General features: G+C 46.5%; 15 protein-coding genes and 1 riboswitch. Of the genes, 8 read left to right on the top strand and 7 right to left on the bottom strand.

Annotated elements, in window-relative coordinates; translation table 11 throughout:
• Positions 1-169: 169 nt before the first annotated feature.
• On the top strand, positions 170-682 hold the full coding sequence (locus ACO0K1_RS01980; protein ID WP_423022153.1) for a hypothetical protein: 513 nt from the start codon (positions 170-172) through the stop codon (positions 680-682).
• A gap of 138 nt (positions 683-820) precedes the next feature.
• Here the strand turns inward: ACO0K1_RS01980 and metC are convergent, their stop codons facing one another.
• On the bottom strand, positions 821-2,026 hold the full coding sequence (metC, locus tag ACO0K1_RS01975) for a cystathionine beta-lyase (RefSeq protein ID WP_423022151.1): 1,206 nt from the start codon (positions 2,024-2,026) through the stop codon (positions 821-823).
• 153 nt (positions 2,027-2,179) lie between these two features.
• Between metC and ACO0K1_RS01970 the strand changes: the two genes are divergently transcribed.
• Positions 2,180-2,662 carry an Lrp/AsnC family transcriptional regulator gene (locus ACO0K1_RS01970; protein ID WP_423022149.1) on the top strand — a complete coding sequence of 161 codons (483 nt, stop codon included), beginning with the start codon at positions 2,180-2,182 and terminating at the stop codon, positions 2,660-2,662.
• A gap of 30 nt (positions 2,663-2,692) precedes the next feature.
• Here ACO0K1_RS01970 and ACO0K1_RS01965 read toward each other — a convergent pair whose 3' ends face one another.
• The 6 genes from ACO0K1_RS01965 to ACO0K1_RS01940 form a co-directional block, all read right to left on the bottom strand.
• On the bottom strand, positions 2,693-3,475 hold the full coding sequence (locus ACO0K1_RS01965; RefSeq protein ID WP_423022147.1) for an MBL fold metallo-hydrolase: 783 nt from the start codon (positions 3,473-3,475) through the stop codon (positions 2,693-2,695).
• Positions 3,476-3,678: 203 nt separating this feature from the next.
• Positions 3,679-4,509, bottom strand: a complete 831-nt coding sequence (metF, locus tag ACO0K1_RS01960; protein ID WP_423022145.1) for a methylenetetrahydrofolate reductase [NAD(P)H] — start codon at positions 4,507-4,509, stop codon at positions 3,679-3,681.
• Positions 4,509-4,850, bottom strand: coding sequence for a phage holin family protein (locus ACO0K1_RS01955; RefSeq protein WP_423022143.1), 342 nt, complete (start codon positions 4,848-4,850; stop codon positions 4,509-4,511). Before ACO0K1_RS01955 ends, metF begins: the two co-directional genes overlap by 1 nt.
• An 80-nt stretch (positions 4,851-4,930) precedes the next feature.
• Positions 4,931-6,340: an adenosylhomocysteinase gene (ahcY, locus tag ACO0K1_RS01950; RefSeq protein WP_423022141.1), complete on the bottom strand. Its 1,410-nt coding sequence runs from the start codon at positions 6,338-6,340 to the stop codon at positions 4,931-4,933.
• Between the two features lie 39 nt (positions 6,341-6,379).
• Positions 6,380-6,527: riboswitch (S-adenosyl-L-homocysteine riboswitch) on the bottom strand.
• A 189-nt stretch (positions 6,528-6,716) separates the two neighbouring features.
• Positions 6,717-7,259 (bottom strand): adenine phosphoribosyltransferase, encoded by a 543-nt coding sequence (locus ACO0K1_RS01945; protein WP_423022139.1) that lies wholly within the window; start codon positions 7,257-7,259, stop codon positions 6,717-6,719.
• A 32-nt stretch (positions 7,260-7,291) separates the two neighbouring features.
• Positions 7,292-9,319 (bottom strand): cation:proton antiporter, encoded by a 2,028-nt coding sequence (locus ACO0K1_RS01940; RefSeq protein WP_423022137.1) that lies wholly within the window; start codon positions 9,317-9,319, stop codon positions 7,292-7,294.
• A 213-nt stretch (positions 9,320-9,532) separates the two neighbouring features.
• Between ACO0K1_RS01940 and ACO0K1_RS01935 the strand changes: the two genes are divergently transcribed.
• Genes ACO0K1_RS01935 through ACO0K1_RS01910 form a run of 6 tightly spaced genes read left to right on the top strand, consistent with a single transcriptional unit; the run spans position 9,533 to position 14,574 of the window.
• Complete coding sequence (locus tag ACO0K1_RS01935) at positions 9,533-10,543, top strand: KpsF/GutQ family sugar-phosphate isomerase (protein WP_423022381.1); 1,011 nt, start codon at positions 9,533-9,535, stop codon at positions 10,541-10,543.
• The gene (locus tag ACO0K1_RS01930; protein ID WP_423022135.1) at positions 10,543-11,067 is read left to right on the top strand and encodes a KdsC family phosphatase; all 525 of its coding nucleotides are present in this window, start codon (positions 10,543-10,545) and stop codon (positions 11,065-11,067) included. The genes ACO0K1_RS01935 and ACO0K1_RS01930 overlap by 1 nt, the downstream gene beginning before the upstream one ends.
• Positions 11,064-11,687, top strand: coding sequence for an LPS export ABC transporter periplasmic protein LptC (lptC, locus tag ACO0K1_RS01925; protein ID WP_423022133.1), 624 nt, complete (start codon positions 11,064-11,066; stop codon positions 11,685-11,687). The genes ACO0K1_RS01930 and lptC overlap by 4 nt, the downstream gene beginning before the upstream one ends.
• Positions 11,688-11,725: 38 nt before the next feature.
• Positions 11,726-12,292, top strand: a complete 567-nt coding sequence (lptA, locus tag ACO0K1_RS01920; protein ID WP_423022131.1) for a lipopolysaccharide transport periplasmic protein LptA — start codon at positions 11,726-11,728, stop codon at positions 12,290-12,292.
• 21 nt (positions 12,293-12,313) lie between these two features.
• Positions 12,314-13,078, top strand: a complete 765-nt coding sequence (gene lptB / locus ACO0K1_RS01915) for an LPS export ABC transporter ATP-binding protein (protein WP_423022129.1) — start codon at positions 12,314-12,316, stop codon at positions 13,076-13,078.
• A gap of 11 nt (positions 13,079-13,089) precedes the next feature.
• Positions 13,090-14,574: an RNA polymerase factor sigma-54 gene (locus ACO0K1_RS01910; RefSeq protein ID WP_423022127.1), complete on the top strand. Its 1,485-nt coding sequence runs from the start codon at positions 13,090-13,092 to the stop codon at positions 14,572-14,574.
• Positions 14,575-14,678 lie beyond the last annotated feature (104 nt).

The raw sequence follows: 14,678 nt of genomic DNA, 5'->3' as shown, positions 1-14,678 counted from the left end.
TGATACTCAATAGGAATGACGAGATTATGACAATGCCGCCCCCCCCTCTTAGAACTCGAAATATCACATTAATTGCCAAACAAAGAGGTGATTTACCCTCTGTTCTGCCACTGCTTTCCAACGACTTATTTGTACACTGACCCAGATACAACCACACTCAGGGTCAGCTATGTCAACCGGATATCAAAATTACCGTACCTTGCCACAGGAGCCAAAATTTTTACACGGCACACCTGGCACCATCTACATCCTGCAAAACGATGGTTTACGCCCTGGCCTCTACCGCATTGGCGCGACGCGTCGTTCCGGCGTGTCTAAAGCAATGGAATTTAATCGCGACACGCAAAATATGTTGCCAGGAACCTATGAATGTGTGTTTGAACTTCACGCCAAAGATTGTGGTGCGGCATTAGAAGTGATACTGCGTCAATTTGAAACTTATCGCCATGGCAAGAAAAATCTCGATTTTTACCAATTAGATCTCGAGCAAGCCAGCAATGAGATTGTCAGTATTATTGCAGATATCAATACAGTGGCCGTTGAACGAGCGAAATCCAGGCAACAACATGCACCGGAATCGATGCGCCATTTGTTGCCTGATCTGGAACCAGCCAATCATGCCGTCTTTAATCTACCGCCACCAAGTTTCCTGAAAAAAGCATTTGAGTGGGTAGCGAATTAACATCGTACCCAAACCATGATGATGGAATGAACGCGCGCTGATTGGTCGGGCGCGTACGACCCGCGCTGATCACAACATGCAAGATCTGGCGGGTTGCAATTGCATGCCAGCATGCCAGCATGCCCATACTAAACAAACTTAAGCTACCTGAACTAAGGTTGGTAAGGTACGCAACGCATTAAATCCTACGTCCAAATCAGCCAGTAAATCCTCTACCGCTTCCAGACCAACGTGCAAACGTAACATCGGAGCAGTCCATTTTTCGGCATTTATCGTACGGCAACGCGATGGGTTGGTTGGCAAAATCAAGCTTTCGTAACCGCCCCAACTAAAACCAATACCAAATAAACGGGTACGATCAATCAAGGCCGCAACCTGTTGCACGGTGACATTGTTATGAAAAACTGCGCCCATCAAACCGCAAGCAAACTCTGGACGGAAATCGCGCTTCCATAATTCGTGACCAGCGGTGCCTTCCAAAGGTGGGTATAACACTTCAGCCACTTCCGGCTGGGCTTGCAACCAACGCGCCACAACTTGCGCACTTTGCCGATGCACTGCGAGACGTGCTGCCATTGTACGCAAACCACGTAACGCCAATGCAGCATCATCACTGCCAATCGACATCCCTAACTGTTTATAGGTATCGCGTACCCGATGTTGTAAGGCGTCATTGGTCAAGATTGCGCCCATCAATGCATCTGAATGGCCAACAATATATTTGGTCGCTGCATGAATTGAGACATCAACACCTAATTCAAATGAAGCCCAACCGATCGGCGTTGCCCACGTGCTATCAGAAACAACCACGGCGCCAGCAGCATGAGCCACAGCAGCAATCGCCGGAATATCCTGCACTTCAAACGTTAATGAACCTGGCGACTCGACAAAGACGACTTTCGTCGTTGGCTGCATCAAAGCGGCGATTCCTGCACCGATCAACGGATCATAGTAGGTCGTTGAGATACCATTTTGCTTCAACAAACCATCGCAAAATAAACGCGTAGGGTCATAAGCGGTATCCACCATCAATAGATGATCGCCCGGTTTTAACAGCGCCAACAAGGTCGTTGTAATCGCCGATAGGCCAGATGGGGTCAACATACATGCCGCAGCGCCTTCTGCAGAACATAGAGCCTGCTCCAAGGCCAACGTCGTCTCAGTCGCATGGCGGCCATAGATACGGCGCGTACCATTCGCTTCTTGCAGGGAAGCACAATCAGGAAACAACATGGTTGATGCGCGCACCAAGGGCGGATTGACAGGACCGTGATGGTCTTTTCCTTTACGCCCGGCATGAGTCAAACGGGTTGCGGTTTGTAAAGTGGATTCGTCGCGGTTCATAAGTGCTCCTGATGCTGAATTTTTTGAATAGGAAGTGAGGCGAATAACGGTCGACTTCAGACCTCCATCCTAGCAATCAAGCGAAGAAATTATTTACTAAATAGTTGATCAATATGTGTTATTTTTAGAAAAATTTTCTAATTTAATAGAATCATGGATAAAAAAGATCTAGAAATACTGAATTTTCTACAAAAAGATGCATCAATAGCACTAGCCGATCTGGCGCAATCTGTGCATTTGTCCATCACGCCATGCTGGCGTCGTCTGCAGAAATTGCAAGAAGAAGGCGTAATACGCCAACAGGTCGTGTTATGTGACCCGGTCAAGCTCAACCTCGGCTTAACGGTGATGGTTGCGCTCAAAGCAGCGCAGCATAATGACAAGTGGATGCAAAAATTTATCAGCGGCGTCAGGGACATTCCTGAAATTGTCGAAATCTTACGTATGAGCGGCGATATTGATTATCTGCTCAAAGTACATGTACCCGACATGGCTGGATTTGATCTGGTATATAAAAAACTGGTGAAAGTCGCTGACCTACAGGACGTCAGCTCCAGCTTTGTCATGGAGGTGATAAAAAGCACAACGGCATTGCCACTCGACTACGCGATTTTAAAACAAGGCAAAGGAAACTGAGTCGATTGGCTATGCCAAGCGTTTGGCGGATCAACCGCGGAAGCGATAGTGCTCCTGAGTGAATAAGTCGATCCCACATTGGAGATTTTCTATCCAATCCAAAAATGCGTGGATCGCTTCTTTTCCAACAAAATAGCGTCCATGCTGCGGCACCATCATATCGATATCCATGTCTCTGACCATGTTGGCCCATAAGCGACATACTTTGTTAGAGACCATGTAGCGTTGATGGAATCCTCTCATGGTATGCAACGCCTGAAAGAAATCTTCTCTGGAACATATCGGCTTATGGATATCGTTAGCATCAACCATCGATGCTCCCATATCGCCGGAAAACAGTATTTTCGATGTGCTGTCGTAAAATTGGAAATTACCCTCAGCATGTAAAAAATGAGCGGGAACGGCATGTAATGTCGTGTCGCGCATATGAACTGGCATACCCTCATCCGGAATCCCGATAATACGGCCATCGGCGCGATTCAGATTACAAAAATGAGGGACGAAACGCGACCAAAGTTTAGACACGTACAAGCTACATTCGGTACTAAACAACCACTTATCGAGTGCCCCGATAATGTCCGGATCCTGATGCGATGCAAACAAATATTTGAGATGTTGCTTGGGCAAATATTTGTGCATGGCGAGTACCAGCGAGTTATAGGTGAGGTGTCCGGAAGGATCGATCAACGCACCCTCGCCGTCCGATACGATCAGAAACTGATTGGCTTGAACAGCATGATCACCGGCATCCTTCACGAGATCATTGAACATTACGCAAATATGTTTGCCGTCGTTAAAAAGTTCTATAGCCAATGGGTCTCCCGTTCTGGATGTCATCCAAAATATGACATCCGATTGTAATCAGATCAGGGAGACATAATCTTGATGCAAATCAAGGCGTTAGCACAGTTTGTAAAATAGAAATTTTCAATAAAAAACCCGTCCATCACTGAACGGGTTTTGAAACTTCTGCTCAGGGAATGACGTAAGTCACTCACTCGATTGCAAGCGATTTGTTATGACACTAATCGCTGCCAAATAGCCGTCGTCGCAGCAGCCTGGTTGAGGGAATAAAAATGCAAACCTGGCGCGCCGCCTTGCAACAGGCGCTCACACATACTGGTGACAACATCGAGACCAAATGCTTTAATCGACGCACTATCATCGCCATAACTGTTGAGTTTCAGACGTATCCAGCGCGGGATCTCCGCACCGCACATTTCTGAAAATCGCTGCAATTGGCTGCTATTGGTAATCGGCATAATACCGGCAACGATAGGCGCGGTCACACCCAATTTCTGAGCGTCTTCGACAAAGCGGAAATACGCATCGGCATTATAAAAATACTGTGTGATCGCCGCATCGGCGCCTGATTGTATTTTACGCACAAAGTTATTCAGGTCATCTTGTGGTGACCGCGCTTGCGGATGCATTTCTGGGTATGCAGCGACTTCGATATGGAACCAATCACCCGTTTCTGCACGGATAAATTCGACTAATTCGTTGGCGTAGCGGAACTCGCCCCCCATCCCGTAACCACTTGGTAAATCTCCACGCAGCGCCACTAAGCGACGGATATCATTGGCTTGATATTCGCGCAAAATGCTCCGTATGGATTCACGTGTCCCACCAACGCAAGATAGATGCGGCGCCGCATCAAAACCTTCACGACGAATTTCAATAACGGTGTCCAGTGTTCCTTGTTGGGTTGTTCCACCTGCACCAAAAGTAACTGAAAAATATTTCGGATCAAGCGTCGCTAGTTTGGCGCGAGTAACGCGTAACTTTTCTGTGCCCTCGCCCGTCTTGGGAGGGAAAAATTCTATACTGAAATTATGCGGTTTCATTATTTTTGCAAAATAAGGGTCGAGAGTGTCCACGAAATCACGCTATACAGCAAAGCGCCGCCCACAGCAGCCCAAAATCCGGCGACATGAAATCCATCGACCATATTCGCCACACCCCAAAACAACAGGCCGTTGATGACAAATATAAACAGACCCATTGTGATCAAAGTTGCAGGTAACGTCAGCAACACCAGCACTGGACGCAACACCGTATTTACCAACCCCAGCACCACAGCCACCACCAGCGCCGTTCCGAAACTATCAATCGACACCGAATGCATCAAAAAAGGTATGGCCAGTAAGGCTAATGCATTAATTAACCAGGTTGCAAGCAAGCGCATGAACACTCCAAACATAAATTAGAATTAAAAAAAACTCCTCGCCACTGTCAGGTGCAACGAGGAGTTGAGCCGCCAGCTAATTAATAGCGATAGTGCTCAGGCTTATAAGGGCCCTCTTTCGTCACGCCAATATAGGCCGCTTGTTCATCTGTCAAAACACTCAATTGCGCATTGAGTGTTTTCAATTGCAAACGAGCGACTTTTTCATCCAGATGTTTAGGTAAAGTATATACACCAACTGGATATTTATCGTTATTCAAGAATAACTCAATTTGCGCGATCGTCTGATTCGCGAAAGAAGAGCTCATGACATATGAAGGATGACCAGTACCACATCCCAAATTCACCAAACGTCCTTCCGCCAGCAAAATGATACGTTTGCCGTCAGGGAAAATCACATGGTCAACTTGTGGCTTGATGTTTTCCCACGTGTATTTTTTCAGGGAAGCAACGTCAATTTCATTGTCGAAGTGACCGATATTGCACACGATCGCCTGATTTTTCATCTTCACCATATGCGCGTGGCTGATAACGTGGTAATTACCTGTTGTCGTCACGAAAATATCACCAAATTCTGCAGCGTATTCCATCGTCACTACGCGGTAACCTTCCATCGCTGCTTGCAATGCGCAGATAGGATCGATCTCTGTGACCCATACTTGCGCAGACAAAGCACGCATCGCTTGCGCACAACCTTTGCCGACGTCACCATAGCCCGCGATCACAGCGACTTTACCGGCGATCATCACGTCAGTTGCACGTTTAATACCGTCAACTAAAGATTCACGGCAGCCGTACAAGTTATCAAACTTGGACTTCGTTACCGAATCATTCACGTTGATTGCTGGGAAAGCAAGTTTGCCTTCCTTATGCATTTGGTACAAGCGATGTACACCAGTGGTTGTTTCTTCGGTCACGCCTTTGACTGCCGCCAGACGTTTAGAGTACCAGTCTGGTTCGTTTTTCAAATGGGCTTTGATGGAATTGAACAGACAAATTTCTTCTTCTGAACCTGGATTATCCAGCACGGACAAATCTTTTTCTGCACGTGTACCGAGGTGCAACAACAGCGTTGCATCGCCGCCATCATCCAAAATCATGTTGGAATAACCACCGTCGGTCCATTCAAAAATGCGGTGGGTAAATTCCCAATATTGATCAAGGTTTTCACCTTTGAATGCAAATACTGGCGTACCACCTGCGGCGATCGCAGCAGCAGCGTGATCTTGCGTCGAGTAGATGTTGCAGGACGCCCAACGTACTTGCGCGCCCAATGCAATTAAAGTTTCAATCAGTACTGCTGTCTGAATCGTCATGTGCAACGAACCAGTAATGCGCGCACCTTTTAATGGCTGGCTGGCAGCAAATTCTTCACGAATTGCCATTAAGCCTGGCATTTCAGTTTCTGCAATTGCAATTTCTTTACGTCCCCAATCAGCAAGACTGATGTCAGCGATAAGGTAATCTTGGTGGGTAGTTTGCGTAGTCATGGTGGTGGCGTTCTCACGCCCTCCTTTCAATAGAAAAAAGTAACGTGAGCGCAGTTGAGGCAAGCGAGTCCGATTGTGTGTCGGTTCTTCCTATCAATTTTGACAAAAAGAAACGACAACATCCTGATCTGCATTGAATTCCAAGCCTGGCAAGATAGTTACTCTCGTCGCAACGCTCCTTGGAAGGGTTGAAGTATAGCGCAGCTTAAGAATTTCTGCATTTTTTCAACGAAGGATGGAAAATGCGCCTGCTATTGGTCTATTAAACCTCACCGAGCTTGATAATATTTTGGCAAATACCATAAAAAATGGGCACTTCTGCATTGGAGAAGTACCCATTAAGCAACCATTTATTCAGAGACGACAGCAGAAATAACTAGTGTCCCTCGAAATTGCAGACCGTAAATAATGGTAAGCCACTTTCCTTAATCAATTTTGACCCACCTAATTCTGGTAAATCAACAATCACAGCACCTTCGACCACGGTTGCACCAAGACGTTCGAGCAATTTTTTACCGGCCATCATCGTGCCACCGGTGGCAATCAGATCATCGATCAACACAACGCGGTCACCAGATTTACAAGCATCCGCGTGCAATTCTACCGTTGCACTACCGTATTCAAGTTCATATTGTTCAGACACGGTGTGAAAAGGTAATTTGCCTTTTTTGCGAATCGGCACAAAGCCAAGATTCAATTCATAAGCCAATACCGATCCGATAATAAAACCACGCGCATCCAGTCCAGCGACGACATCAATTTTTTCATCCATATAACGGTGTACAAACATATCAATCAAGACGCGAAATACCTTCGGGTTTTGCAATAGTGGGGTGATATCGCGGAACATCACACCTTCTTGCGGCCAATTTGGCACTGTGCGGATATGTTCTTTTATGTATTCAGACGGATTTAACATCGCCAGAGGCCCTTCAAATTTAAAATAACCCACTATTTTAGCAGGCGCGTCTCGGCTCTAGCGACTGCTTCAGAGGTACCACGCAAAACTAACACGTCTGCCGCTTGTAATACTAAAGAATTAGTCAGTTCAAGGCGACTCTTTCCACGTCTAATTGCCTGGACGTCAACACAAAACTCAGACAAACCTAATTCGGGTAACAGTTTACCAACACAATGTGATTTGTTACTCAACACCACGGTATGCAAACGAATTTGCATATTTTCTGGACTATCGGTGGCGTCACTGACACCGTGAAAAAATCCCCGTAAAGATTCGTATCTGGCGTCACGTGCTGCCTGCACGCGATGTACAACTCGCCGTAAGGGTACGCCAAGCAAAACAAGCGCATGAGAAGCGAGCATCAAACTCCCTTCCATTAACTCGGGCACGACTTCCGTCGCCCCAGCGGCCTTGAGTTTATCGAGATCAGTATCGTCGTGGCTACGAACAATGACTGGCAAACTCGGGTTCAGTTCAGTCACAAAATGCAGAATTTTCAATGCTGATGCCGTACTGGTATAAGTAACGACCAAGGCTGCAGCCCGATTGATCCCTGCCGCCATTAAACTTTCCCGGCGCGCAGCATCGCCATAGGAAACATGATCGCCGGCCATTTGGGCTTCCTGAACGCGGTCAGGATCAAGATCGAGAGCATGATAATCGATATTTTCTTCGCTCAACAACCGTGCCAAACTCTGCCCGCTACGACCAAAACCAGCAATGATCACATGCTTCTTGGCGGTCATCGTGCGTGCCGCAATCTGCGTCAGTGCCAGTGATTGCATCATCCATTCATTGCTTGAGAACTTCATTACAATCACATCTGATTTAGCCAATATATATGGCGATGCCAACATGGATAAGACCATCGAAGCCAGAATCACTTGTATCAAATTGGCATCGATGAGATGTAAATCACCCGTCTGATTTAACAACACAAAGCCAAATTCGCCCGCTTGTGCCAATGCGAGACCTGTCCGCAGAGAAACACTCGTTGAATTACCAAACATTTTAGCCAAACCGGAGATCAGCACTAACTTCAATAACATGGGGCCAACGAATAACAGCAACACCATCCAGATATTATTCAAGACGACCGCTAAATTGAGCAGCATACCTATCGTGATAAAGAACAGGCCAAGCAACACGTCCCGAAACGGTTTGATATCTTCTTCAACCTGGTGCCGATATTCAGTTTCAGAAATCAACATGCCAGCAACAAAAGCCCCTAGCGCCATCGACAGCCCCGCTTTGTCCGTCACCCAGGCCGCACCAAGCGTGATCAGCAAGAGATTCAACATAAATAACTCTTGCGAACGCCGCTTAACAACAATTTTGAACCAGGTTCGCATTAGCTTTTGCCCAAGAAACAACAAAATCACTAATACCAAAATCACTTTTGCGCTTGCCCAGGCAAGCGTTTGCAAAATATTGCCCGAATGCGTCGCCAGCGCTGGCACCAATATTAATAAAGGAACAACTGCTAAATCTTGAAATAACAAAATACTAATGATTTGTCGTCCATGCAGACTCTCTAGCTCCAATCGCTCGGTCAGCATTTTTGACACGATTGCGGTCGACGACATTGCCAAGGCACCTCCGAGTGCAAATGCCCCCTCCCAGCCGATCTGAAAAAAACGGGGTAACCACATTGAAGCGCCCCAAGCCGCCAGCATACTGATCAAAATACTCAGAACGACCTGAGCCAGACCAAGACCAAAGACTGCCTTACGCATTGCCATGAGCTTAGAAAGCGAGAATTCCAGTCCAATTGAAAACATCAAAAAAACAACGCCAAATTCCGCCAACGTGTGGGTAACCGCGCCATCTTCGGCAACTTTTAAACCAAATGGCCCAATCAAGATGCCCACAGTAAGATAGCCAAGAATCGGCGGCAATTGCAGCATGCGAAACGCGACCACACCAAGAACGGCGGCGGCTAACAGGACTAAAGTGATATCTAGTGCATTCATACTGTGCATTATTGCCGATTTATGAGAACCAACTGTCGTTTTCATATGCTAAATTTGCATTTTAGCAATACTAATTTCAGTTATTTCTAATTGATTTCTAATTGATTTTTAATTTATTTCTAAATTTATTTTTAAAATTATTTTTAAATCATTTTTGCCTGATTATAACTTCGTTACATCTGGCAAAGTTTTTGCTTTAGCGATTTCGTTTATACTGTGAGGATGAACGATTTGAACGCATCCCCACCTCCAAGCACATTGACGGCGACTGACGACGTCATTGAAAAGGCAGCACTACGTGCCGTGCAATTAGCAACCGACACGTTACAAATTGAAGCTGATGCTTTAATTGCATTACAAGCTCGTCTCAACCAAGAAGATGCCGCCGGCTTTGCTCAAGCAGTACGTTTGGTACTCGCGTGCAAAGGCAGAGTTGTTGTGTCAGGTATCGGCAAATCCGGGCACATTGCCCGCAAAATCGCCGCCACCTTTGCCTCAACTGGCACGCCAGCATTTTTTGTTCATCCAGCTGAAGCAGCTCATGGCGATTTAGGCATGGTCACACCACAAGACGTGTTCATCGCCATTTCCTATTCAGGTGAAGCGGCTGAACTGATGTCCATTTTGCCAATCATTAAACGTTTAGGCGTAAAACTCATTTCCCTGACCGGCAATCCAACGTCCAGCCTAGGGAAAATTGCAGACGTCCATTTAAGTCTGCAAGTTGACAAAGAAGCCTGCCCGCTCAATTTAGCACCAACTGCCAGCACAACGGTCACGTTAGCATTAGGGGATGCCCTTGCTGTCGCCGTATTAGACGCACGCGGCTTCAGGGAAGAGGATTTCGCCCGCTCGCATCCAGGTGGCGCATTGGGAAGAAGGCTACTGACCTATGTCAAAGATGTCATGCGTACAGGAGATGCTATTCCGTGTGTCGCTCCGGATACAAAGCTTACCTCTGCCCTCCTTGAAATCACAAAAAAAGGAATGGCGATGACGGCTGTTGTCGACACAGACCACCATATTGTCGGCGTCTTTACTGATGGTGATCTGCGGCGACTGATGGAAGGTGCTTGTGATTTCACGCAAATCAGCATCGCTGACGTGATGCACACCAAGCCACGCAGCATTCGCGCAGATCAACTCGCCGTCGAAGCCGTTGAGGTAATGGAAACTTATCGCATTAATCAATTACTCGTCACCGATGCACAAGGAAAATTAGTCGGCGCCTTACATATTCACGATTTGACCAGAGCGAAGGTGATTTAATGACTGACGCAACGACGAAAGCAGCCGCCATTAAGCTGATGATATTTGATGTCGATGGCATTTTGACTGACGGGAGTTTGCATTTTAGCGCCGACGGCGAAGCACTAAAAACCTTTAATGTTCTTGATGGTCAAGGTATTCGTCTATTGCAAAAAGCGGGGATCGCTACAGCAATTATCAGTGCACGACAATCCGCCATCGTCTCGAGGCGCGCCTCCGACCTTGGGATTACCCACGTCCGTCAGGGTATCCACGACAAAAAAACGGCATTTTTTGAGTTACTGGCTGAATTGAACTTCGACAGCAAAGAATGTGGTTTTATCGGCGATGATGTGATTGATTTACCCGTATTGAGCCGCGTAGGATTCGCGGCCAGCGTACCAAATGGACATCCGGAAGTTCGTTATCGCGTTGACTACGTGACAGTTGCGAGCGGCGGCAAAGGTGCTGTCCGCGAAGTCTGCGATTTTATTTTACAGGCACAGAATAAATACCAATTAGTTCTATCTGAATATTTAGCATGAAAGCGCAAATCACTATAGACCGGGCACGAATATGGATTGCAGTCGCAATCCTGGGGTTTATTGCGCTTGGCAGTTTTTGGATCGAAAATGCATTCCGCCAACGTGGTGTAGAAGATGCGCGAAAATCCATGATCCGTTTGGAGCCGGATTATTATGTTGAGAAATTCAACTTCATACGACTGTCTAATAGCAGTAAAGCCAATTATCATTTGACGGGCGAAAAGCTGATTCATCTTCCGCGTACCGATCAGTATGAGATTACCAATCCACGGATTAATAGCTTCGCTGACATGCGTCCGCCAGTAACTATCATTGCCGGACGGGCCATTGTTGATCAAAAATCTGACACCGTACATCCCAAGCGTGAACACGATGTCGTGCGTTTATATGACAACGTACTAGTTGAACGTCCGGACGGTGAAAATTCCCATGCAATGCGACTGGAAACGGATTATCTGACGCTTACACCGGATGATGACCTCATCACCTCAGATCATCAAGTCACTTTATTTACCGAAGGTATAGAAGCTCATGCGGTAGGTATGGTCGCCAACAATTCCACCCAGCACTTGGAGTTACTGAGCAAAGTACGTGCACGTTTAAAAAAACGTGGTAGTTGACAACTTACCTGACCAGACAAAAATTTAGAAAGTACATCATGCGCCTGACTCTCAATTCATCACTTCAAATTGTGAGCTCCATCCTGTTTGTGGGCCTGGGCTCATCGTTCGTTTTGCCTGCGTACGCAGAAAAAGCAGATAGCCAGAAAGAAATGGTTATTGAAGCAGAACATTTGACCAGCGATGGAAAATCGAACATCACAACGGCCACTGGCGATGTCCTGATTACCAAGGGAACACTCACCGTCAGAGCAGAACGGGCAATTGCGAGCAAAACACCAGATGAATTCCAACATGTGAAGTTCTTCAATAAGCCCGGCACCAAAGTCACTTTTCGTCAAAAACGGGACGGCGGCTCGAATCTTTGGGTAGAGGGCGAAGCTGAACGCGCCGAATATGACGAAAAAACAGAATTTGTAAAATTCATTGGTAACGCTAAAGTTCGCTATCTCGACGGTAAAAAAGTGACTGACGAACAAGAGGGCGAATACCTCTCGTATGACAGTAAAAATGATATTTTTGTCGGCACTAACGCAAGCAATGGTGCCGCCGTCTCTGGTGGTGGCAGAATTCGCTTAACCATCCAACCCAAAACCGATAAATAAAAGCGACTTAAGCAAACTAAGATGCAAACCAATAACTCTCAAAATATTAGCACGCTAGTGGTTAAAGGCCTTAAGAAACGCTACGGTGCGCGGCAGGTTGTCAGAGATGTCTCTCTGTCGGTCAAAAGTGGCGAGGTGGTTGGTTTGCTCGGCCCCAATGGCGCTGGAAAAACGACCTCGTTTTATATGATCGTTGGCCTTGTTGCATCTGATGATGGACGTATCAGTATTGACGGTACGCCAATGTCTGGTTTAGCGATCCATGAGCGCGCTGTACTGGGCTTATCTTATCTCCCCCAGGAAGCCTCTGTATTTAGAAAACTAACCGTCGAAGAAAATATTCGGGCAGTTTTAGAGCTACAAAAAGATAATAACAAAAAGTATTTATCTAGCGACGAAATTCAACGTCGGCTCGATGCGTTACTCGCCGATTTACAAATTGAAAAAATTCGTGAAAGCCAGGCCTTATCTTTATCTGGTGGTGAACGGCGCCGTGTTGAAATCGCCAGGGCGCTAGCAACTAATCCACGTTTTGTTTTATTAGATGAACCATTTGCCGGTGTCGATCCGATCGCCGTGATTGAAATTCAACGGATTGTTCGCTTCCTCAAAGAACGTGGTATTGGCGTCTTGATTACGGATCACAATGTGCGTGAAACCCTGGGTATTTGTGATCATGCCTACATCATCAATCAAGGTGCCGTTTTAGCAAGCGGAAAACCAGAAGAAATCATTGAAAATGAATCAGTGCGCCGGGTTTACCTTGGAGAGCATTTCCGCATGTGACGGAAAATATCATGAAGCAAAGTCTCCAGCTACGCACCTCCCAACATTTGGCGCTCACGCCACAATTACAACAATCGATACGGCTGTTGCAATTGTCGACTCTGGAATTACATCAGGAGCTGGAAAGCTTATTGATTGAAAATCCGTTATTAGAGCGTGTGGACGACCCGATGGATAATGCAGTTCGCCTTTTGGCTGACGGCGCAATCAATAGCGCCAGCTCAACGCCTGATGCTGGCATGGAAGTATCAAATGGCCAGGATAATCTCAACAATGGAGCAGAATCACCGTCAGACAACGAATTTACCGTCAATGACAGTGTCAGCGCCAACGAAGAGGAATGGAGCTTCAACGAGGCGCCCAATGGCCAATACAATGCCGAAGATGATGACGGACATCGGCAGTTAGAGGCTGCCCACATCGGCCTGCGCGAGCATTTACTCGAACAGATGCGGCTAAGTTTGCGCGAACCGCGTGACCTGGCTCTGGTGGAATTAATCATCGATGCGCTTAATGATGATGGTTATATGACGGAAACTTTAGAAGAAATTCATGCTGGTCTGCCCATCGATCTGAGCGTTGAACTTGAAGAATTACAGTTCGCGCTGTCGATGCTACAGAGTTTTGATCCGGCCGGTGTCGGCGCCAGAAGCCCATCAGAATGTCTGGCATTGCAGATCAAGCGTTTGCCACATATTCCGTTTGTGACCCGCCGTCTCGCATTGAATATTGTTGAAAATCAATTAAATTTATTTGCGCAACGCGACTTCACGAAATTAAAGAAAATTTTTGACTGTGATGACGAAGATTTGCGCGAAGCACAAATTGTTATACGAACATGTAAACCACGGCCAGGTAGCGACTTTGCGAAAACCAGTTCTGATTATGTTGTGCCTGACGTCATCGTTAAAAAAACGGCTGACGGTTGGCAAGTAGTGCTCAATCAGGATGTCATGCCTAAACTACGTGTCAGCAGTATGTATGCGAATCTGATGCGGCAACATCGTGGCGAAAGTGGGCTTAGTTCGCAGTTACAGGAAGCACGCTGGTTAATCAAAAACATGCGGCAACGCTTTGAGACAATTTTGCGCGTTGCACAAGCGATAGTAGAAAGACAGCGTAATTTTTTTACGCATGGTGCTGTCGCGATGCGCCCCCTTGTTTTGCGCGAAATAGCTGATACACTAGGATTACACGAGAGCACCATTTCTCGTGTTACGACCCAAAAATACATGTTGACCCCACATGGCATGTTTGAGTTAAAGTATTTTTTCGGCAGCCATGTCGCGACGGAAACCGGGGGGGAAGCATCGTCCACCGCGATACGAGCACTCATCAAGCAGTTGATAGGAGCAGAAGACCAGAAAAGCCCACTCTCTGACAGTAAAATCGCAGACATGCTGGGTGAACAAGGCATGGTAATTGCACGACGTACCGTCGCCAAATACCGCGAAGCCCTGAAAATCCCACCAGTGAGTATGCGTAAATCTTTGTAACATCGTCCTTGTATTTACGGTTTAAATTGCTATATATGATTTAGCTCAAAACATTTCTAATGAAACGAGCTTATCGTTATAGCAAGCAACATTACCATAGGAGC

It is taken from the genome of Undibacterium sp. SXout20W (genome assembly GCF_049340285.1).
In the GTDB taxonomy this organism is placed as follows: domain Bacteria; phylum Pseudomonadota; class Gammaproteobacteria; order Burkholderiales; family Burkholderiaceae_D; genus Undibacterium.
The sequence above is the reverse complement of the archived record's forward strand: the minus strand, read 5'-3'. Positions and strand labels throughout refer to the sequence as shown.